Annotated in this window: 19 protein-coding genes; 8 read left to right on the top strand and 11 right to left on the bottom strand. The window is 43.4% G+C overall.

Going from position 1 to position 21456, the window contains the following annotated elements; translation table 11 throughout:
• Nucleotide 1: 1 nt before the first annotated feature.
• The gene (locus GTQ38_RS15880; RefSeq protein WP_161436542.1) at nt 2-661 is read left to right on the top strand and encodes an alpha/beta hydrolase; all 660 of its coding nucleotides are present in this window, start codon (nt 2-4) and stop codon (nt 659-661) included.
• On the opposite strand, the gene GTQ38_RS15875 is transcribed toward GTQ38_RS15880, so the two are convergent.
• A complete protein-coding gene (locus tag GTQ38_RS15875; protein WP_161436541.1) occupies nt 658-1152 on the bottom strand; it encodes a hydrolase in 495 nt (164 codons plus the stop codon). The genes GTQ38_RS15880 and GTQ38_RS15875 overlap by 4 nt on opposite strands.
• A 23-nt stretch (nt 1153-1175) precedes the next feature.
• On the bottom strand, nt 1176-1940 hold the full coding sequence (locus GTQ38_RS15870; RefSeq protein WP_161436540.1) for an MBL fold metallo-hydrolase: 765 nt from the start codon (nt 1938-1940) through the stop codon (nt 1176-1178).
• 90 nt (nt 1941-2030) lie between these two features.
• On the opposite strand from GTQ38_RS15870, the gene GTQ38_RS15865 reads away from it, so the two are divergent.
• Complete coding sequence (locus GTQ38_RS15865; RefSeq protein WP_161436539.1) at nt 2031-3491, top strand: TonB-dependent receptor; 1461 nt, start codon at nt 2031-2033, stop codon at nt 3489-3491.
• 221 nt (nt 3492-3712) lie between these two features.
• On the opposite strand, the gene bcp is transcribed toward GTQ38_RS15865, so the two are convergent.
• On the bottom strand, nt 3713-4165 hold the full coding sequence (gene bcp / locus GTQ38_RS15860) for a thioredoxin-dependent thiol peroxidase (protein ID WP_161436538.1): 453 nt from the start codon (nt 4163-4165) through the stop codon (nt 3713-3715).
• A gap of 56 nt (nt 4166-4221) precedes the next feature.
• On the opposite strand from bcp, the gene GTQ38_RS15855 reads away from it, so the two are divergent.
• Complete coding sequence (locus GTQ38_RS15855; RefSeq protein WP_161436537.1) at nt 4222-4884, top strand: endonuclease III domain-containing protein; 663 nt, start codon at nt 4222-4224, stop codon at nt 4882-4884.
• A gap of 232 nt (nt 4885-5116) precedes the next feature.
• Here GTQ38_RS15855 and GTQ38_RS15850 read toward each other — a convergent pair whose 3' ends face one another.
• Both GTQ38_RS15850 and GTQ38_RS15845 read right to left on the bottom strand, forming a co-directional pair.
• A complete protein-coding gene (locus GTQ38_RS15850) occupies nt 5117-5698 on the bottom strand; it encodes an RNA polymerase sigma factor (RefSeq protein ID WP_161436536.1) in 582 nt (193 codons plus the stop codon).
• Nucleotides 5699-6244: 546 nt separating this feature from the next.
• Complete coding sequence (locus GTQ38_RS15845; protein WP_161436535.1) at nt 6245-6826, bottom strand: sigma-70 family RNA polymerase sigma factor; 582 nt, start codon at nt 6824-6826, stop codon at nt 6245-6247.
• 246 nt (nt 6827-7072) lie between these two features.
• Between GTQ38_RS15845 and uvrA the strand changes: the two genes are divergently transcribed.
• A complete protein-coding gene (gene uvrA, locus GTQ38_RS15840; protein WP_161436534.1) occupies nt 7073-9853 on the top strand; it encodes an excinuclease ABC subunit UvrA in 2781 nt (926 codons plus the stop codon).
• 70 nt (nt 9854-9923) lie between these two features.
• Here uvrA and GTQ38_RS15835 read toward each other — a convergent pair whose 3' ends face one another.
• On the bottom strand, nt 9924-10415 hold the full coding sequence (locus GTQ38_RS15835; RefSeq protein WP_161436533.1) for a DUF805 domain-containing protein: 492 nt from the start codon (nt 10413-10415) through the stop codon (nt 9924-9926).
• Nucleotides 10416-10789: 374 nt separating this feature from the next.
• On the opposite strand from GTQ38_RS15835, the gene GTQ38_RS15830 reads away from it, so the two are divergent.
• Both GTQ38_RS15830 and GTQ38_RS15825 read left to right on the top strand, forming a co-directional pair.
• Nucleotides 10790-12067 carry a hypothetical protein gene (locus GTQ38_RS15830; RefSeq protein ID WP_161436532.1) on the top strand — a complete coding sequence of 426 codons (1278 nt, stop codon included), beginning with the start codon at nt 10790-10792 and terminating at the stop codon, nt 12065-12067.
• 146 nt (nt 12068-12213) lie between these two features.
• Nucleotides 12214-12681 carry a hypothetical protein gene (locus GTQ38_RS15825; protein ID WP_161436531.1) on the top strand — a complete coding sequence of 156 codons (468 nt, stop codon included), beginning with the start codon at nt 12214-12216 and terminating at the stop codon, nt 12679-12681.
• A 63-nt stretch (nt 12682-12744) separates the two neighbouring features.
• Here GTQ38_RS15825 and GTQ38_RS15820 read toward each other — a convergent pair whose 3' ends face one another.
• The 5 genes from GTQ38_RS15820 to GTQ38_RS15800 form a co-directional block, all read right to left on the bottom strand.
• Nucleotides 12745-13488, bottom strand: coding sequence for a carboxypeptidase-like regulatory domain-containing protein (locus GTQ38_RS15820; protein WP_161436530.1), 744 nt, complete (start codon nt 13486-13488; stop codon nt 12745-12747).
• Nucleotides 13489-13579: 91 nt separating this feature from the next.
• Nucleotides 13580-15034, bottom strand: a complete 1455-nt coding sequence (locus GTQ38_RS15815) for an oligosaccharide flippase family protein (protein ID WP_161436529.1) — start codon at nt 15032-15034, stop codon at nt 13580-13582.
• Nucleotides 15025-16305 (bottom strand): glycosyltransferase family 4 protein, encoded by a 1281-nt coding sequence (locus GTQ38_RS15810; RefSeq protein WP_161436528.1) that lies wholly within the window; start codon nt 16303-16305, stop codon nt 15025-15027. Before GTQ38_RS15810 ends, GTQ38_RS15815 begins: the two co-directional genes overlap by 10 nt.
• Before the next feature lie 18 nt (nt 16306-16323).
• Nucleotides 16324-18765, bottom strand: a complete 2442-nt coding sequence (locus tag GTQ38_RS15805; protein ID WP_161436527.1) for a YfhO family protein — start codon at nt 18763-18765, stop codon at nt 16324-16326.
• A gap of 20 nt (nt 18766-18785) precedes the next feature.
• Entirely contained in the window at nt 18786-19052 is a 267-nt protein-coding gene (locus GTQ38_RS15800; protein ID WP_161436526.1) for a DUF4834 family protein, read from the bottom strand.
• Between the two features lie 86 nt (nt 19053-19138).
• Between GTQ38_RS15800 and GTQ38_RS15795 the strand changes: the two genes are divergently transcribed.
• Together GTQ38_RS15795 and GTQ38_RS15790 are read left to right on the top strand one after the other, a co-directional pair.
• Nucleotides 19139-20236 (top strand): transporter, encoded by a 1098-nt coding sequence (locus GTQ38_RS15795; protein WP_161436525.1) that lies wholly within the window; start codon nt 19139-19141, stop codon nt 20234-20236.
• 96 nt (nt 20237-20332) lie between these two features.
• Nucleotides 20333-21451 (top strand): GTP cyclohydrolase, encoded by a 1119-nt coding sequence (locus GTQ38_RS15790; RefSeq protein ID WP_161436524.1) that lies wholly within the window; start codon nt 20333-20335, stop codon nt 21449-21451.
• Nucleotides 21452-21456 lie beyond the last annotated feature (5 nt).

The following is a 21456-nucleotide window of genomic DNA, read 5'->3' as shown; positions in this document are numbered from 1 at the left end:
AATGACAACACCCCCATTGTCTCTTCACCATATAGTTAGGCCCTCTTCATTAAAGGATACTCCTGCCCCGGCTATTTTCCTGTTTCACGGATACGGAAGCAACGAGGAGGACTTGTTTTCCTTTGCTTCGGAACTACCGGAGAAACTGTATGTGATCTCAGCCCGGGCGCCATTTTCACTTCAACCTTTTGGGTACGCCTGGTACGCCATCAATTTTGATGCGGAATACGGCAAATGGACCGATGTGGAACAAGCCATAATCTCCAGGGACATCATACTGCGCTTTATGGATGAAGCCTGTGAAGCATATGACCTGGACAAAGCCAACCTGAGTTTATTGGGATTTAGCCAGGGTACGGTTCTCAGTTATGCCGTGGCCCTGTCATTTCCAGAAAAAATCAAATATCTGATAGCCCTTAGCGGCTATATTGATGAGAAGATCCTTGTAGACGGATACCGGGATAAAGACCATTCAAAACTGGATGTATACGCCTCCCACGGGCAGGTAGACATGGTCATACCTCCGGAATGGGCCCAACGCGCCCCAGAATTGATGAAGTCCATAGGGATCTCACATCGCTACGAGGAATTTCCTGTAGGTCATGGGGTATCTCCACATAATTTTCAGGCATTTAAGCGGTGGCTGGAAGCCAGGGTCTAATTACTTCTGGTATAAAGCAGGTGGTCCTTTAAGGTAAAATCAACACTCAAATCGTCTTTCAACTCGTAACCCAAGAGCAATTCCCCCCAGTATTTCCCGTCCGAGAAATCTACCACTATCCATTTGTGATTCAGGATCTTTATCTTGTTTAATTTGAAATCACTCTCCATACCTTCATATGGAATCAGAGGGTTATCTCCACGCCTTTCATTGGTTTCCAGAAGTTTATCAGATATATATCGACTTGGATCATCCAGATTGAGATGATCGTAATACGCCAGGGCATCGTCGTTATTTTCCAGGGAAAAGTACTGCATATCCAGGACCTTTAGTTGTGAAGCTTGCAAGGAATCCCGGAGATCTTCAACATTGGATTGAAGTTCCTGTATCCGGCCTTCGTTCCCACTGGCGCGCTTGTTACCGCTTACTGCGAGGTAAAGTGCGATCAGGGCTGCAAAAATAAATAGGTAAAGATAAATTCTACTCTTCATGTTCTTAGGTATGGGTTAAATGGCTAGAGTTCAATGCTGAGATTATCATAAGCCAAATGTACGTCTTTCGGTAGATCCCGTTCAACATCCGCGTGAAATCCCAACATATGGCTGATATGGGTAAAATAAGCCTTATGTGGCTTCACCTCTTTGACAAATGCAAGGGCTTCATCGAGATTAAAGTGAGAGTGATGGTGTTCTTTACGCAATGCGTTAACACAGAGCACTTTGACTCCTTTTAGCTTGTCAATTTCTGCCTGCTCAATCGTTTTTACATCTGTGAGGTATGCGAAGTCTCCCACCCGGTAACCAAAAACCTGTAATCTGTTATGGTGGGCCTCTATGGGAATGGCCAGGAGATCGCCAATGCCAAAAGGCTCGTTGTTTTTCACTTCCTGGACTTTGACAGCCGGAGCTCCCGGATACCGGTTTTCATCCGCGAAAATATAATCGAAACGGTGTTTTAAGGAATCAATTACACGCCTGTGGGCGTAAATAGGGATGTCTCCCTGCCGGAAAAAAAAGGGCCTGATATCGTCAATGCCCGCAGTGTGATCAGCATGTTCGTGGGTAAACAAGATACCATCCAGCTTTTGGATATTATTCGTGAGCATTTGCTGCCTGAAATCAGGACCGCAATCGATAACAAAGTTGTGATTTTCCCAGGAGATAAGAACGGAAACACGAAGTCTTTTATCTTTAGGATCTGTGCTGAGGCAAACCGGATGTTCGCTCCCGATCACGGGGATTCCCTGAGATGTTCCTGTTCCCAAAAAAGTGATTTTCAACCCCTCGTCTATTTATTTCAAATTTATAACTTATTTATTTAATAGATTATGCAAACTTTTTAACTTTGTTTATATGTAAACCGAACAAAAATGGCTTCTGTTTTAAAAAGGGATCCCGCATTTGAGAACATTCCTTCCATTAAGGCTAAGACCCTAAGAATAAACTTAAACCCAGACATTTACGGAACTTTTGCAGAGATAGGTGCAGGACAGGAGACTGCCAGGCATTTCTTTAGGGCCGGAGGAGCCTCCGGTACCATAGCAAAAGCCATGAGTGCCTATGACAAAGCCTTTAGCGACGCGGTCTATGGAGTTGAAACAGACGGCCGCTACGTAACGCAAAGCCGACTAAAGAAGATGCTTTCCCATGAGATGCGTCTTATGGAAGAACGGATCAGCCGGGAAGAACACCCGGAAAGGCTGTTCTTTACCTATGCCAATACCGTGGCCACTATTGATTTTTCCAAACGATATAAAGGTCATGGCTGGCTTGGACTTAAATTCCAGCTGGATCCGAATCAGAAAGAGTTTGATGAGATCATTCTCCATGTAAGGTTTAAACAGAATGAGGCGCGCCTGCAGCAGGAAACCCTTGGCATACTTGGCGTAAATCTTATCTACGGGGCGTTCTACAAGTACAACAAACCGCGAAAATTACTCAAATACCTATACGATCATATCGATAAAGATACCCTTGAGATCGATATGGTCAATTTTTCAGGCCCTAACTTCAAGGATGTGGACAACCGGCTAATGAGCCTGCAGTTGATCCGTAACGATATGACCGACGCGGTGATGTTCGGACCTGACGGGAATAACCTTCTACCAGCCGCGATCCTTTATAAAAAGAATATACTGGCACTTCGCGGAAGTTTCAGACCGGTTACCAAGGTGAATATGGACATGTTCCAGAAATCACACGACATCTTTATCCGGGAACAGACGGTAGAGGAAGAAAAATCCATTGTGATCTTTGAGATCACGCTGGCCAACCTAAGGGCTTCCGGAGAAATTGACGAAAGGGATTTCCTGGACAGGGCAGACACCCTGTGCTCTTTGGGGCATACGGTGATGATCTCCAAATTCCAGGAGTACTATAAGCTCGTAGAGTATTTCAGCAATTACACCAAAGCCCGAATCGGGCTGACCATGGGTGTTAACAACCTGGTAGACGTATTTGATGAGAAGTATTACAGGCATCTTAGCGGAGGTATTTTGGAGGCCTTCGGAAAACTGTTTTTCAAAGACCTCAAAGTGTACCTCTACCCCATGAAGAATCCGGAAACCGGTCAGATCATGACCAGCAACAATATTAAAGTGCATCCCAGGATGAAAGAATTGTACAAATTCTTCAAGTACAATGGAAAGGTGATGGACATTATCGATTACGATCCCGATATCATGCATATCTTCTCCAGGGATGTCCTTAAGAAGATCTCTAATGGCGAAAAAGGATGGGAGGAAATGCTGCCCGAAGGTATCGCGGAGATCATCAAGGAAAAGAACCTTTTCACCCAGAAAGAAGTGCCTGCCCAGGAGGTGGTAAAGTAGCAAAAGGACTTATTGGCGCTTTTTGAAGCGGATTGTCAGTTCGAGCGCATTTTAAAATAAAATGTCAGTTCGAGAGCCGCGCCCGGATGACTCGGTCGGACGGGCAGTCGAGAACTCATAAACATTTGTTGATTTACTGACATCTCGACTGCGCTCGATGTGACGAGGGACTGCGCTCGAACTAACAATTAATTTCCTTAAGTTCTTACTGAAGTATAAAACTACTCAAGTATCTGAGCAGCGTGCTCCTTGGCTTTTACCTTATCAATGACCTTAGCAACAACCCCTTGTTCATCCATAACAAAGGTTTTTCTGTGAATTCCGTCGAATTCCCTGCCCATAAATTTTTTCGGTCCCCATACACCAAAGGCGTTGATTACTTCGTGCTCCGTATCCGCCAATAATGGAAAAGGCAACTCAAATTTCTTCTTAAAATTACTCTGCTTCTTCTGGGAATCCGCGCTTACCCCTAGCAGTTGATATCCCTCTGCCTGTAATTCGCCGTAATGGTCGCGCAAGTTGCAGGCCTCGGTGGTACAGGTAGGAGTGTTAGCGGCGGGATAAAAGAAAACTATCCATTTTTTTCCAAGATAATCCGAAAGATTTATGTCATTCCCGTCTTGGTCTTTAGCAGAAAATTCGGGTACTTTGTCGCCAATTTTAAGTGTGTTCATAATAAGTGCTTCCAATTTTTGAATGTTTAATAATTTTGTCATAAAGTTAAACAAAAATGACCAAATCTGAGAAGGTTCAGTATACAATTTCTACTTTGCAACAGCTTTATCCCAGAGTTCCTGTCCCACTGGATCATCGGGATCCCTATACCCTACTCATAGCGGTACTTTTATCGGCACAAAGTACAGATGTAAGGGTAAATCAGATCACTCCAATATTGTTCGCGAAGGCTGATAACCCATATGCCATGGTCCGATTGTCTGTAGACGAAATTCGGGAGATCATTAAGCCCGTAGGCCTCTCCCCTATGAAATCCAAAGGCATTCATGGCTTATCTAAGATATTGATAGAAAAATACAATGGGGAGGTCCCCAAAGAGATCCATCTGCTGGAAGAACTACCGGCAGTTGGCCATAAAACGGCCAGTGTAGTCGTTTCGCAGGCATTTGGTATACCCGCGTTTCCGGTAGACACCCACATACACAGACTAATGTATCGCTGGGGTTTCTCTAGCGGTAAAAATGTGGTACAAACGGAAAAAGACGCTAAAAGGCTGTTTCCGAAGGAACTATGGAATACCTTACACCTTCAGATCATCTGGTATGGAAGAGAGTATTCGCCAGCCAGGGGATGGGACCTGGATAAGGATATAATTACTAAAACTATTGGGAGAAAGACGGTTATCGCGGAATATTATCGCAATAAAAAAACCCGCTAGCAGCGGGTTTAGTTTTTTCAGTTCAATCCGGCTTCAAATTTGAAGCCCTTGTAGTCTATGACTCTGAGCGATCTCGAATAATCCAATAAAAATCGGATCGTTTCGGAACTCACTTTGGTCAGCCTACAAGCGTTTTTTTCCTCAGAGTAAATTTTTTCCATATGTAAATAGTATAGTTATGTTATGATAACGCAACTAAAATGGAAATATTGCTTAAAGCTGAAAACTGTTCTTAACTCGTCAGAACTATATTGTGTTTGTTGATTATTTTTCGAAGGTTGATAAGGGCATAGCGCATACGTCCCAGAGCAGTATTTATGCTTACTCCGGTGTTTTCAGAGATCTCTTTGAAACTCATATCTCTGTAGATCCGCATCACGAGAACTTCTTTTTGATCTTCCGGTAATTCTTCGATTAGAACCCCCAGATCGCTATCGATCTGATCTTTAATGATCTGTCGCTCAGCATTGAGTTTATCATCACCTATTACGGCGAAAATGTTAAAATCATCACTGCCTTCAAATTTTGGCATCCGCTTGTTTTTCCTGAAATGATCAATGATCAGGTTGTGCGCTATACGCATTACCCAGGGTAAAAACTTTCCTTCCTCACTATAAGAACCTCTCTTTAGGGTCTTGATGACCTTAATAAAGGTATCCTGAAATATGTCTTCGGTAATGTCCCGGTCCAGAACTTTGGAATAAATAAAACTGGTTATTCTTTGGTTGTGCCTGTTGATGAGAATTTCGAGTGCTTTTTCGTCTCCGCTGATGTAGTCGCGTACTAATACTGAATCATCGATCTCAAGTTTCATAGGAAGTATTTTTGGTTAAGATTAAGGGCCTTTTTCGTTTGAAAGACTTCTACTGGTTATTCGTTTTAATCACAGTTTAAAAGTAGCCAAAGAAGGAGGGCTGTGAAAAAGTATGTTGTCAAACCCCCTATTTTTGATGTAAAAGTGCAGTTTTATAATTCCACCTATACTAAAACACAAAAAAATCAGTTGCGGCTTGCCCAACAGAGTAGTATATTTTTCCTGAAACCCTTAAAAACGGGCATGAAACAGCAATACTAATAAAAAACCCTCTGATCTTATAAACCAGAGGGTAGCTCTTTATATAGTATAATGTAAGAAGAGAATCGGAAATTAGTTCAGATTATTCTCAAAACTAAGACCATCAAACTTTACAATTTCTAAAGATTTTGAGTAATTGAGTAAAAACGAGACGGTTTCCGGCCTGGCCTTTATCAATGCACATTTGTCGGGGTTTTCGAAGTAAATTTTTGCCATAGATACTAATGTTATACCTAAATAACGCAAGTATTACGGAAAAAATCGGTTTACTCGACCTAAAACCTATTAATTCGTTAAAACAATATTGTTACGCTCAATGATCTTTCTAAGGTTGATCAGGGCATATCGCATACGGCCCAATGCCGTATTTATACTTACTCCGGTGTTCTCAGAGATCTCCTTAAAACTCATATCCCGATAGATCCGCATTATCAGTACAGTGCGTTGGTCTTCCGGAAGCTCTTCAATAAGTAATTCAAGATCACTGTCTATCTGATCTTTGATGATCTGCCTTTCCGCGTTGAGGCGGTCATCGCAAATGAGCGAAAAGATATTAAAGTCGTCATTACCCTCAAACCTGGGCATCCTTCTGTTCTTTCTGAAGTGGTCAATTATTAGGTTATGGGCGATACGCATCACCCATGGCAAAAATTTGCCCTCTTCACTATAGGTTCCGCGTTTAAGGGTACGAATTACTTTAATAAAGGTATCCTGAAAAATATCCTCGGTGATCTCACGATCCATCACCTTGGAGTAAATGAAGCTGGATATTCTTTGGTTGTGTTTGCTTATAAGCAACTCCAGGGCTCTCTCGTCCCCGTTCATGTAGTCTCTTACTAGTACTGAATCATCGATTTGTAGTTCCATACAAATTACTTTTTGGTTCAACTTAGGGGTTCCTTTCTTTAGGGAAAGGGCTTCAGTTATCTAGGTCAGTCTTCAAAAAGTAATTATTGCTGTATAGGCGAATCGATTATGGATTATTCGATCAAATATAGAAAAAATATCCGCTTTCAAAAAACTATGTTAATATTTGAGGGTTGAAATACAACTTTACAAGGGTTCTGGTTATTGAAATCTTCATGTTGTATCTTTGCAAACTTATACGCTTAAATGATCCCGATTGAAGAAATAGATCCTAAGGAAAACATCATTATTAAGGGTGCAAAACTGCATAACCTCAAGAATATTGATGTGGTAATCCCAAGAAACAAACTGGTCGTAATCACCGGATTATCCGGTTCAGGTAAGTCCAGCCTGGCCTTCGATACCCTCTATGCAGAGGGCCAAAGAAGGTATGTTGAGAGCCTGTCTTCCTACGCCAGACAGTTCCTTGGTAAACTGGATAAGCCAAAAGTGGATTATATTAAAGGTATTGCCCCGGCTATAGCTATTGAACAAAAAGTGAACTCTACCAACCCGCGATCTACGGTGGGGACCACTACAGAGATTTACGATTACCTCAAACTGCTGTACGCCCGGATCGGGAAGACCTTCTCCCCTATTTCCGGAAAAGAAGTTAAAAAGCACACTGTGACGGATGTGGTTGATCATGTGCGCACTTTTGAGGAAGGAACTAAACTTTTGCTACTCGCTCCAATCAATATCCCTGAGGACCGCGATACTCAAAAAACATTGGAATTACTCTCCAAACAGGGTTATGCAAGAATAAAACACAAGGACAAAGTACTTCGCATAGATTCTGAACTTAAAGATATTGGCCGATCATTCTTTCTGGTCGTGGACCGTATCATTAAAAAAGACGATGAAGATTTTTACAACCGTCTGGCCAATGCCGTAGACAATGCCTATTTTGAAGGTAAAGGAAGTTGCATTATCGAGGAGCTGGATTCCGGCAACCAAATGGCTTTCAGTAACAAATTTGAGTTAGACGGATTGAGTTTTCCGGAACCTAACGTACATCTCTTCAGCTTTAACAACCCTTATGGAGCCTGCCCGAAATGTGAAGGCTATGGAGATGTTATTGGAATAGACGAAGACCTGGTCATTCCAAATACCTCTCTTTCGGTCTATGAAAACGCGGTTTTTCCCTGGCGAGGAGAAAGCATGAGCTGGTATCGGGATCAACTGGTCAATACCGCCTATAAATTCGATTTTCCTATCCACAAACCCTGGTTTGAGCTTACCGAAGCGCAAAGACAACTCGTCTGGGAGGGCAACGAGTACTTTACCGGATTGAACGACTTTTTCCTGCAGCTTGAAGAAAAGAGCTATAAGATCCAAAATCGTGTGATGCTATCACGCTACAGAGGAAAGACCAGGTGTAACCAATGTAAAGGAAAGCGGTTAAGGCCGGAAACGAATAATATCAAGGTCCAGGAAAAGTCTATTTCAGACCTGGTAGAAGAACCTATAGAGGATCTGCAGGGCTTTTTTGAATCTCTGAACCTTAACGAACACGACACAAAAATAGCCCAGCGGCTGTTGAAGGAGATCAAAACCAGGCTTGGGTTTCTAAACAAGGTTGGGCTCAGTTATCTTATGCTAAACAGACGATCCAATACACTTTCCGGTGGCGAAAGCCAACGGATAAATCTCGCTACCTCCCTTGGAAGCAGCCTGGTAGGTTCTATGTATATCCTGGATGAACCGAGCATTGGACTGCACCCAAAAGATACCGAGAACCTTATAGAAGTGCTACAGTCCTTACGGGACCTTGGGAATACTGTAATTGTGGTAGAACACGATGAAGATATTATGAAGGCGGCGGATGTGGTAATAGACATAGGACCGGAAGCTGGCACCCACGGTGGGAAAGTAGTGGCCCAGGGCACCATGAGGGAGATCCTGAAATCCGCTTCACTCACGGCCGGATATCTAAACGGAACACAACAGATCTCAATACCCAAAAAACGCAGAAGTTCCAAGAACTATATTTCCATAAAAGGGGCAAGGGAAAACAACTTAAAGAATATTGATGTGACCTTTCCGCTGAATATGCTTACTGTGGTTACCGGAGTTTCCGGTAGCGGGAAAAGCACTTTGGTAAGAAAGTTATTGTATCCGGCAATTCTAAAGGAAGTTGGTGGATATGGTGAGAAAGCAGGTCAGTTCAGCACTTTCGAAGGTAAATATCAATCCATAAAAAATGTGGAGTTTGTAGACCAAAATCCAATCGGCCGATCATCTCGCTCCAATCCGGTTACCTATATCAAGGCCTATGACGAGATCCGTTCGCTCTTTGCTTCTCAAAAACTCAGTAAGATCAGGGGTTACCAGGCGAAACACTTCTCCTTTAACGTAGACGGCGGTCGATGTGAAAAATGTAAGGGAGAAGGAGAGATTACGGTGGAAATGCAATTTATGGCAGATGTACATCTCGAATGTGATACCTGCAAGGGTAAACGTTTTAAAAAAGAGGTGCTGGAAGTCAGGTTTGAGGGAAAAGACATTGATGGGATCCTGAACATGACCATTGACGAGGCCATAGACTTCTTTGCGGAACACAAGCAAACCCGTATAGTAAACAAACTAAAGCCCTTACAGGATGTAGGCCTGGGTTATGTTACCCTGGGACAATCTTCATCCACCCTTTCCGGAGGTGAAGCCCAGCGCATCAAGTTGGCCTCCTTCCTGGTGAAAGGGCACAGTAAGGAAAAGACCCTGTTTATCTTTGATGAACCCACAACCGGTCTGCACTTTCACGATATTAAGAAACTGTTGAGATCCTTTGATGCATTACTGACAGACGGCCACTCTATCGTAGTCATTGAGCACAATATTGAACTCATAAAATGCGCCGATTATATCATTGACCTGGGCCCGGACGGGGGCAACAAGGGTGGAAATCTGGTGGTTATGGGCACTCCGGAAGAAGTGATTCAAAACAAAAGCTCGCACACAGCAAAGTATTTGCGTGAAAAATTAGGGTAACTTTCACTCAACTGTATTGTATAGGGTCACTAAATGATTATTAGGACAGCTGTAATCGGATGAATTCCTACTAAGATCTGGGCATAAACCTGCTGTGGTCTTCCTTGTCCTCGCGGCTTACAAGCCTTTCAGACACGGCCGGCTCTACTTTTATAGCAGCCGGTTCGATCTTTTGATAGGCTGGTTCCACTATAGGATTTTCATTCTTTTTAGGATTTTCCCCATAGCGGTTATCCGAATAGTGGCCTTCCTCCACCAGGTACACGAAAAGCAGGATAGGACCTACCAACGGAATAAACTGTAATAAGACGTACCACCCACTTCGATTGGTATCGTGCAGCCTGCGGAACAATACTGCTAAACTCGGAAAGAAGGCTGCAATATAATAAAGTGGAAAAATTATTTGTATGGGCAGATCCAGGAGCAAAGTAAGCATTACATCAAGCATAAACGCCATGATAAAAAAGATAATATTGAAAAGGATAAACATCCAGTATTCCTTTCTTCTCGCTCTTCCGCTAAAGTCAAATGCCAGTCGCCATGCTTTTAAATACCACTCCATATCTGCTTATTATTAGGTTTGATGAATTTTCGCCCTTTCGTTTTTCTTCAGGGCCTTTGTGCTAACGCCCGATCCTTTTAATTATTTGAGTGATATGACTTCCATCCCCGGTTTTTCGTTGAACTGCTTAAAAAATGTCCTAATTAGGCAGATCAAGTCATTTCTTCCGGACCATTACAGCACACTTTCAGTGTTCGTGATATTGGGTGATTTAGCTTTAGGCAATATAAGGGGCTTTATAGGGTAGTTCAGATATCATAAATATATGTGTCTGTTTATCAATCATTTACAAATAAAAATATTTTTTGGCACGCTGTTTGGTATATACAAATCGAATGTAAATAGTTGCATTCGGAAATTTAAAGCCTTATATCATGAAAAGATTTGTACTCTTATTAACGGCCCTGACATTAGGAACATTGAGTACCACTGCTGCTACAGCTGAAGATAAGGTTGCCCTACGCAATGCTATCAGGTACAACAACTCGTTCATATTTGTTGAGAACGGCATTACGTTCGCGGTATATCCGGATGGGGAATTTGACTTTTACATTGATAACCGTGCAAATTTTAACGCGGGTTTTCACTCCAGGAACGTGAGCATCACTTTTAACTCTGGTTTCAACTACGATCCCTTTGTTCAGTACGACGATTACGGAGCGGTGATCCAGGTAGAGAACGTACCCGTTTTTTACGATTATTACGGACGGGTTTCCCAGATCGGAGATGTGAATGTCTGGTATAGAAATAACAGGGTAAGACGAATAGGTGGATTACATGTATACTATAATAACAGAGGTGTGTTTGATTACTACACCGGTTTTATAAACCCTTTCAATCGTTACTATGTATACAGACCGTTTCACAGGTTTTTCGTTAGACCAGCCGTAGGATTCTGCCTGGTGTATGACAGGCCCTACAGAAGGTTTTACAGCCCAATTAGGTATACCTGGTACAGACCTTACAGGTTTAACACAAGAAGAGCGTATGCCCGGATTGGAAGAACCTACAGGTATGATCACAGGAACGACAGAACCCACAGAAGGTCTAACATCTATCGCAATGATAAGCGGGTAGTAGCCAGGGATTTCAGAAGTTCAAGAAATGATGGTCTGCGAAGTAACAGGGATGTAACAGCGAGATATGACAAGGTTGGAAGAAGCAATAGGAATGTTTCACGAAGAGGAGATGCTGTTACCAACGACAGAAACGTACGCCGAAGTAATACAGTTAAGACTGAAAACGCAAGACGAACTGTTAACCGAAGCAATGTAGATAGGAACAGAGGTCCGGAACGAAGTAACTTTAGAAAAGGAGAAGCTCGTTCTGTACGCAACGGAGCCGATAGGACTGTTACCAAAAGGACAGTTACCAAAAGGACAGTTACCAAGACGCCAAGGAGCACCACAGTGAAGAGGAGTACCAGTACTACTTATAGGAAACCTGAGAGCAGGTCTGCAAGTAAGCGAACGGTAGCTACCAAAAGTAACAGGACACAGCGAAGCGTTGCCTCCCGATCTGGGAGCAGAAGTTCCGCAAACAAGAGCACAGTAAGCCGAAGCTCAGTGAAAAGAAGCAATAATAAATCGGTTTCAAGAAGCTCAAGAAGCGGAAAGAGTAATACAAGAAGCAGAAGCACGAGAGTGCAGTAAAAATAGTTTTTAGGTTGGTTAGTTGTTTAGCTCCGCGGTGGATTCGTCCCCGCGGGGCTTTTTTAATGCCCAGGATACGGGAGAGAACAGGATCCAACAGCAACGCAACCATCCCGGGATTTCCAAGTCTTCTATTAAAACAACCTATGAGAAAAGTTTTATTCTTTTTGCTGGCGCTAACCGTTTTAGTTAGCTGTAATAATGATGATGATGGCATTGCGCTGAATGAGGGTAACTTTTTAATTTTTGGTCATTTCTATGGTGAGTGCATTGGCGAAGGATGCGTAGAAACCTTCAAACTGACCGGCTCTAAACTATATGAAGACACCGTTGACGACTATTCCGGAAGAGAAACGAACTTTGTAGAGCTGGATAATGCGGTATTTGAGCAGGTAAGGGATCTGGCAGACTTTTTCCCCGATCGACTGCTCAACTCTGAAGAGCAGTTCTTTGGTTGCCCGGATTGCGCAGACGGAGGCGGATTAATGATCCAATATTCCGGTATGGGTGTCAAAAGAACCTGGAGAATTGACCAGGCCAAGGATAATGTCCCTGTCTATCTTCATGGGTTTATCGATAAGGTAAACGAAAAAATTGCCCTTATCAACAATTGAATTTCTTTGCTTATGCCTTGTATAACCTGAACTTAGCCGCCTCAGAAAGCCGAAAGGAAAAAGCTATGGTACTACAAAAGAAACCGGGCTTGCTGAATTGGCGTTAAGATTTGGAAACACCTCCCTGCCAAGACCTGGATCGTTATAGGAGTTGCCAAAGAATGAATCCCCGTACACCCGGACAAAAACAGTACTTCCGGACTGTAAACCCAGATCCATAAGTTCCGAAACCGAATAGGTAGTGGTACTTGGTTCTGATCCGGTTTCAAGCGTTGGTGCAACGGCCACAAAATTTGTATTACTGACCGTGTCATCACTACCGAAGAATATTCTGAAGTATCTCCGATCATTGCTGCTGGCCGGGGGATCCAGGCTTTTCTCGATCTCCACTTCATTCGTGTTTATGGTGATATCAACGGATAAAACCTCTGTAGGCGATAATTGGCCTAGTGAGGGAGCTACGGTAATTGAGGTACCATTTTCATTATTATGGGCGATATTGAATTGCTTAAAGGTTCCATAGCCGGTTTTGGAGTATGCGATAGTATAGGTCCCAAAGGGTACCTCTGATAGCGTAAATTCTCCGTTGGCATCCGTGGTAGTAGTTATAAGTGGGCTGGTCCCTTCAACAGTAATTGTCATATCAGCACCGCTTAATTGGGTAGTACCGGAATCGTACAAATTAACCGAACCGCTAATGTCGCCTGCAGTTGCAGGTGTGGGATTGGAAGATCCTCCATCGTCACTTCCGCAGGAAATCAGCAAAAGTGCAGGTATCAGAAAATAAAAAAATCGAATTGTATTCATAGCTAACGGGTTTTACAAGTGTTGTAGTAAATTTCCTAATAAGTTACAAAAAAAACAACAGATAGGGACTTTATAAGACTGGTATTCAGGTCTATCGTCTCAGGAACTTTGAAAGGACCCCAAAGACATCGGAGGATATCTTAAAGCGGAACAATACCCCAATATACATGGCAACCATCAGGGCGCTTTTGATAGCGATATTGATGATGGGGTGAAATGGAAATTGTAGAAAGTAAAACAACAAGCCCGTGAAAATCAAAAGCCCGGTAATTTTGAATGTTTCTGGGCTAAGCGGAAGAAATCCGAACTTTAGCTTTACAAAAACCACCTTGGTCGTATTGTAAAGAAAGATTGCCAGAAAAGTGGCAATTGCCGCCCCATTTAGCCCATAAGCGGGAATCAGCCACAAATTGAACAGCACTGTAAGCACGGCCAAAAACGCGCCAAAGATCAAAACCGTCTTATAATAGTCCGAACTAAAAAGTATGGCATTATTATTCCCCAGCAGGGCATCGTAAACTTTGGCTAGTCCAACCAGGAAGACTACGGTAAATCCGCCCCTGTAAGATTCCGGAAGCAAGGCGTAAAGGTCCGTGAGATTCAGGACGATCAGTAGGAATACCAGTCCGGCGGCAATATAAAGGGTCAGTGAGCTCTTTTTGTACAATTGCTTAAGGCCCGCGAGGTCTTTTTTGTTCAGTAATTCTGCCGTCAGGGGGTATGTGATCTGATGCATAGCTCTGGACGGGACCGCGATCACGGCTGCTATAAAGATCGCCACACTGTAATAAGCGACATTCTCTATCCTGATAAACTGATTGATCATAAAACGGTCTATTTCAAGTACCAGGACCGCGGCTGAAGCCCCGAGGATCATCAACCCACTGTATTTTAATACAGCTGATGTATTTTGTGGGAAAACAAGGCGGAGTTTCGGAGATCTCAGCAAGTAGGCATAGATCTTCATAATTATCGTCCTCAGCAGATAGGCCCCTACCAGGGCTTTAAGAAAGAGATCAACCGTAATGAGCTCCAGGTACACCAGTATCAATAAAATACTAACGATTGCCCTGACAAAGACCTCCTTCAGAAAATTTCCGAATACTGATCGCAACTGAACCTTGGACCAGGAAAAAAATACTTCAAAATAGGCCATGGCCATCCCAATGAGAAAGATGTACCAGACATAGTCTTTTACAATGGTATTCTCCCTGGCAAGGAACTCCCCTATCGCGGTATTGGCAACATAACTAATAAGTGCAAGTGGCAAAATGAATAGCAGCGGTAGCAACAACATCAGACTAAGGAAACCATCGGTAGACTTTTGTTCTGTAAAGCTGCTGTAATATTTAACGATGGTATTCGGCACACCAAAGGCCAATAGAGGGGCTAAGATGGCAGAGGTAGACAGTATTACACCTACAAGGCCAAAGTATTCTTCTGTAAGGAAACGGGTATAAAGAAAGAGCGTATTAATTGCCCCTATTCCAAAACCAATATAGGTGATAATTGTGTTGTTGAGCGACTGTCTAAAGACTATTCCCATTCCAGTTCTTCTGCTAATCTTGCTGTGAGCTCACGCCGGCTGTATTTCTCAAACTGCTCCCCATTCCAGTCTAATTTCCCTTTTCTAAATTTCTGGAACCATTGGTATACGGTTTCCTTTAGTTCTGTGTGTTCAGCATAATCAAAGACCCTTCCGGTTTTGGTGTCACGGACTATCTGACCGGCGTCCCAATCTTTCGGACCCACAGCCAGAATGGGTCTCCTGGCCGCAATATACTCAAATAACTTTCCGGGTATTATGCCCTTGGTTTCATGAGAATCTATCTCAATCAACAGCAATATCTGTGCGCTGCGTTGTCTTCTCAGCACCTGATGGTGAGACACGTATCCCCTTAACTTAAGGTAAGGGGCCAGTTCATAGCGATACAGGCTGTCGATAACCTCCTGGCTGACAACGCCAAGGAACTCCAATTGGAGAGCGGCACGAAAGGTCTCATTCTCACCGGCCAATTCAGACAATACCTTCCATAAATTTGCCGGATTTCTGCCAGTCAGTAAAGAACCGATATGGGTAAGGGTAAATTTATCATCGAGGTTAGCCCCGCCTGTGTATTCCGAATCATAACCATTGGTAATCACGACCACGGGTTTTTTGGTGATATTCCCAAATTCCTTACGTGTAGTTTCGCTGGTCACAATTACCTTGTCCGCGGTATTCAGCACCTCGTGCTCCATTTCCAGGTGCTTTTTTTGAGCGGACTGTCGAAGTTTCAATTTTTTGTGATAGCCGATGGAAGTCCAGGGATCCCGAAAATCTGCAATCCAGGGAAGGTTGAGGCTTTGTTTTAGTCCCAGACCAATAAGATGGATGCTGTGAGGGGGGCCGGTTGTAATGATCTGCTCAATTTGCTCTTTTTGGACGATTTCCGTTAGGTAGCGGATGGAAGGTTCAACCCAGTTCTTACGGGCGTCCGGGATAAAGTAATTTCCTCGTATCCAAAGCAGTAATTGTTCTATGGGAGATTGTTTTTTATCATCTATAATCCCGGAACTTATTTTTTTGGTCTTGCCCCTCGAAAGCAGGTTTGCCAGGCGATAAGGCTCCTTTATCGGCAGTGTATATTGGGTAAGCCCTTTAGGCACCTGATCCAGCAAAGTTTCATCCGTGATAGGATAATAAGGATTCTCAGGGCTGTAGACAACAGGTTCTATATCGTATGCCTTCAAATACTTGGTAAATTTGAGCCATCGCTGCACTCCCGGTCCGCCTGCCGGAGGCCAATAATATGTAATGATCAATACCTTTTTCAAATGTAATCGTATAAAGGTCTAAGATTCAGGGGCTTCTTTCCGCCTTCGCCATAAGGAGTATCCAATACCTCCAATAACTATAAGAGCAAGTAGTACAGAACTGGCCAAGGTAATTTTCGAACCCTTCCGGACAAGCTCTGGTTCAAATCTGAACTCCACGGTATGATCGCCGGCAGGTAATTTCAGTGCCCTTAGGGCATAATTTACCCTGAAATGAGGAGATAGTTTGCCATCAACATAGGCGTTCCAGCCATGGGGATAATACATCTCGGAAAAAACGGCAAGTCCGGATTCAGGGTTTGTTGCTCTGTATGTAAGTTGATTGGGTTCGTATTTTTCAAGGGAAATAGTCGCTGTAGAATCCTTCTTAAAAGCGAATCGGGAGACTCCGGGGAATTTCGCAGTATTAATTACCGCGATTCTGGAAAGGTCCAGGCTATCCAGCATGCTTATCTCTTCATTGGCATTATTGGCCTTCCTGAGCTCTTCCACAAACCAGGCGTTACCATTAGCCCCTGGATTTAAGGCCGCGAAGTTTTCCCCATTTTCATTCTGCTGTATCACATATTTTACATTCAGCATATTCAGAACCTCCGTATTCCCTTTCTGGATATGATAGCTGAACAGATCCTGCATAGCAGCGGGCTTTGCCGCGTGATAGCCCCCAATGGATTGATGAAAATATGAAGTACGGGCTCCGAACAATCCTTCCCCGGGATCATAAACCCTAAATACTGATTTATCCTGTTTGATCTGCTGGTCGAAGGCTGTTTCCCGGAAGGGTTGATCCATCTGCCGCTTCCGTACAAAATTATCCTCGTTTACATAGCGCTTATCCACCCCGGCAAGATCTACCACAGTAAGCAATGTTAGTACAACGATCGCGGGAAGCTGCTTAAGCCTGCCCTTCATGAATAGCCAAAGACACAGGGCCGCCAGGAGTACAAAGATCAGGGATCTAATGGTATCTGCCGTATACACCGCTTCACGATCCCGGACGATCAATTCCATAACCTCATCTCCAAAATACCTGATATAGGTCCCATCGTTCAGTCCTTCAAAATCAAATGTTCCCTTGATCAGAAATAACAATACACAGAGGCCTGCGGCTACAATGGTGCTCCACTTCAAGGCGCTTAATTTTTTAGTCGCGCTTACCTCCTTATTGAAAAGCTGAACCAGTCCGGCCACTGCCAGTACGGGAACACATAATTCCAGAATGATCTGTATTGAGGAAACGGCCCGGAATTTATTGTAAAGTGGGAAGTAATCGATCATAAAATTGGTAAGCAGCTCAAAGTTCTTACCCCAGGAAAGAAGCAGAGACATGAGGGTTCCGCCAACCAGCCACCATTTAAGCCGGCCTTTTACCAGAAATAGTGCCAATACAAACAGAAAGCAAATGATTGCCCCGACGTAAGCCGGACCTGAAGTACCGGGTTGATCTCCCCAGTATAAAGGCAAACCACTTGAAAATTCAAGAGCTCTGGTTCGGGGAAGCCCCTGATCTACAAGATAGTCATAGGTTTTGGAGTTCTCTCCCAGATTTTCGGAGTTTGATCCTCCAAATAGCCTGGGTATATAGAGATTCAGGGACTCACTGATCCCGTAGCTCCATTGAGTGATATATTCCTTATCAAGCCCGTCTGAAGACTCTTTTGGAGAACCATCCGGGTTTATGCTGAGCTCTGATTTACCGCGGGTGCTCCAATCCGCATATTCCTTGGTCGCCATCAAAGCGGTGGCGTTTGCGGAAATCCCAAGCAAGACAGCCACCATTAGAATACCTATAGAAATAAAAAAGTGCTTTAGATATTTCTTCAGAATAGCATCCACCAGGTAAGCAGCACCCAAAACGAGTACAAGAAGCATAAAGTAATAGGTCATCTGGTAATGGTTGGCCTGTACCTCCAGGGCCATGGCCAAAGCCGTAAGTACAAAGCCCCATAGGTATTTCTTACGGAAAACCAGTAGTATGCCGCCGAGGAGTAAAGAAAGATATCCGATAGCATGCGCTTTTGCGTTATGCCCTACTCCCAGTATAATTATAAAATAGGTGGAAAAACCAAAGGCCAGGGCACCAAAAATGGCCAGCCTGTAATCCACTTTCATACAGCAGAGTAGTATATAAAACCCTATAAAATAGAGAAAAAGGTAGTCTGCAGGCCTGGGTAAAAAACGAATCAGCCTATCTAGTTTCTTGACGTAATCGTGCGGATATCTGGCGCCTAGCTGGTAGGTCGGCATTCCTCCAAAAGCACCGTTGGTCCAAAAGGGTTCGGTCTTTGTCCGCCTTCTGAAATCATTTTGCTCCTTGGCCATACCGTTGTATTGCTCAATATCGGACTGGCGGATCGTCTTCCCCTGAAGGACCGGGTAGAAATAGGCCAGGGAGGCCACAACAAAAAAAACAAGCGCAAAAAAATGAACAAAGAAAGCGTTGACATCCTTTTTCCTCATCGCGTCGTCTGGGGTATTGGTTAGTCTATTTCCTCAAAATCAATGTATTCTCCGATATCCGGTTTTGAGGTTTTGGTATTGCTGGTTGGTTTTTTTTCAATACTTACATCTCCAACTTTGGATTGATCGGAGTTGTATTGACCCTGAAATTGTTCAAATTGCTGTTGAAATTCCCTTTCGGTGCGTTTCACTGCATAACTGAACAATCTGGGTCCAAACCATCTGGCCAGGATCTTGAACAGGTAATAGACCAGAAGGAGGATTAATACTACTTTGAAAAAACCCATAATGTTTTAAAAATTTATATCAAAAGTACGATTCCGACGTTGTATTAACAGTACAAAAGTCATAAAATAATAATAAAATCAATAGAATGGGCAGGCTCTTTGGATTGAAAACTCTCAAAACTGTACTTCTTTTCCTCGTTTTCACGCTACCCATAACCGGGTTTTCTCAATACACGGATGTCATAAATTCAAACAGGCCCGGACTATCGGTAAGTGCCTATGCCGTAGGTAAAAACGTCTTCCAGATCGAAGGTGGTTTATTTTATGAACAGCAGGATCACAGCAAAACGGAGACGGAATCCAATATTTGGGGAGCAGACCTCTCCCTGAGGTACGGACTGTTTTTTGAGCAGCTGGAGATCCACTGGGAGGGCCGCTTTCAGGATCAAAATCTAAGCGTTCCGCTCATTGGATATGAGGATTCCAGAACGAATTTCTACCGGAACCGAATCGGGCTGAAGTACCTCATTTACGATCGATACAAGGATCCGCAACGCAATAAGCCCAATCTTTATAGCTGGAGGGCAAACAATCTCTTTCAGTTGAAAAACCTTATCCCTTCGGTTTCCGTGTATGCCGGAGCGAACTTTCTTTTAGGGGATAATCCTTTCTTCGCTGGAGATCCCACCATATCACCAAGGGTAATGGTCGCAACCCAAAGCAGGCTGACGCCCAGATTCGTGCTTATCTCTAATATCGCTTACGACCGTATAGGTACTGATTTTCCCGAATTCAGCTATCTGGTTTCGCTTTCGCATGCTTTCAGGAATCCAAAGTGGAGTGTATTTGTAGAGCACCAGGGCATAGACAGCGACCGCTATTCAGATCTGTTAATTCGCAGCGGTGTAGCCCATCTGATCAGTGAGAATCTGCAGGCAGACATCAACCTGGGTTCTAGTTTCAAGAGCACCCCATCGCGGATTTTTATCACTGCCGGGGCTTCCTACCGCTTTGATTTTCATCAGGATGAGCTCCTGCCCGCCAAGGACCCGAACAACCAATACGGCGTTGGTCCGATCAAGAAAAACAGCATGAAGAAGAACAAAAAGAAGAATAAGAAAAGGGCTAAAAAGGGCAAAGGAGCCGAGGATATTGATTTGGGGCCATCAAAAAAACAACTCCGCAAAAAAAAGAGGCAACTAAAGAAAGGCAAGAAAAAAGACGACAGCATTATTGACTTTTAAATCATTGGAAAAATAAGGACAGCCAGTACCAAATTTCCCGGAATGATTTTATTCTAAGTTCATTTATTCCTAATATTGGGGGTTCAAAAACACTGCATGATCACCCTTAAAGAAGCCACTTCCAAAGCTGATATCAAAAAGTTTGTAAAATTTCCTTTTGGATTATACAAAGGGTCCTCCTATTGGGTCCCTCCTATTATCAGGGAGGAAATGGAGACTTTTGACCGTTCTGTAAACCCCGCCTTTGAAGATGCTGATGTCTGGTTCTTTCTGGCGTATAGGGGTTCCAAAATTGTTGGTCGGGTAGCGGCTATCATTAACTGGATTGAGGTAAACCAGCAAAAAGTGAAGAAGATGCGGTTTGGTTGGTTCGATTTTGAGGACGACCATGAAGTTTCCGAAGCGCTATTGCAAAAAGTTCAGGAAATCGGTGAAAAGCATCAGCTGGAATATATGGAAGGTCCGGTAGGCTTTTCAAACCTGGATAAGGTGGGGGTCTTGATCGAGGGATTCGATCATATCGGCACCATGATCACCTGGTATAATCATCCGTATTATAAGGAGCACTATGAAAGGTTGGGCTTCTTTAAAGAAAAGGAATACCTCGAGAACAAATTCAAAATGTCCGCTGCAGATCCCAAACTTTTTTCCAAGGTGCAGCTACTGATCAAAAAACGATACGGACTAAGGGAGATCAATTTTACCAGGACCGCGGATATCGTTCCCTGGGCGGATAAAATGTTCGACCTCTTTAATGAAACCTATGCCAGGCTCACTTCCTTCGTGCCGATCACGGATATTCAAAAAGCCTATTTTAAGAAGAAATTCCTGGGGTTTGTAAATCCGGAATACATCAAGTTTATCGTGGACAAAGAAGACAAGCTGGTAGCCTTTGCCATAGTGATGCCTTCTTTTTCAAGAGGCCTGCAGAAAGCCAATGGCAAATTGTTCCCATTTGGAATCTACCACCTGATGCAGGCTAAAAAACACAGTAAAGATGTGATTTTCTATCTGATAGGTATTCGTCCGGAATACCAGAACAAAGGGGTAACCGCGATCATCTTTAACGAATACTACAAGACATTCAAGGAAAAGGGTATTGTAAACTGCATACGAACTCCGGAACTGGAAGAGAATGTGGCCATAAGGCAAATGTGGAAACACTTCAACCCGGTCACCCACAAACGCAGGAGAACCTACCGCAAAAATCTATAAAGGGA

Origin of the sequence: Poritiphilus flavus, from assembly GCF_009901585.1 — a bacterium.
Taxonomy (GTDB): Bacteria; Bacteroidota; Bacteroidia; order Flavobacteriales; family Flavobacteriaceae; genus Poritiphilus; species Poritiphilus flavus.
The sequence above is the reverse complement of the archived record's forward strand: the minus strand, read 5'-3'. Positions and strand labels throughout refer to the sequence as shown.